General features: G+C 38.8%; 1 pseudogene. It reads left to right on the top strand.

Annotation, left to right across the window (positions count from 1 at the left end):
• Positions 1 to 342 (top strand): annotated as a pseudogene (locus tag BWI92_RS26490) (ABC transporter ATP-binding protein); the annotation flags it as partial.
• Positions 343 to 450: the final 108 nt, after the last annotated feature.

Raw genomic sequence — 450 nt, forward strand, 5'->3', positions numbered from 1 at the left:
TATCAACCTGAGTCGGGACATATTTKGTACGATGGGCGTGATTTCATAATTCCTCAGAAGAGATACAAAAGGATATTCGTCGTGAAATGGGCGTGCTATTTCAAGGTGGAGCACTTTTTGACTTCTAAAACCGTTTTAGAAAATGTCAAGTTTCCATTGGATATGTTGACAAATATGTCGGAAAAGGAAAAAATCGATCGTGCAGAATTCTGCCTTCAAGGGTAGGTTTGGAAAATGCGGGACAACGTACTCCTTCTGAAATTTCGGGTGGTATGAAAAAGCGTGTGGGTATTGCTCGCGCTATCGTAATGAATCCCAAATATCTATTTTTGTGATGAGCCTACTCCGTGAAAAAACGTACCAGTCGATAGAAGTTAACAGGCTTCAAAACGTTACAACCTATCGTGATTTGAAGCATCAGGTTTCGAAAAAAAAAAAAAAAAAAAAAAC

Origin of the sequence: Flectobacillus sp. BAB-3569, from assembly GCF_002270355.1 — a bacterium.
Lineage (GTDB): Bacteria > Bacteroidota > Bacteroidia > Cytophagales > Spirosomataceae > Flectobacillus > Flectobacillus roseus.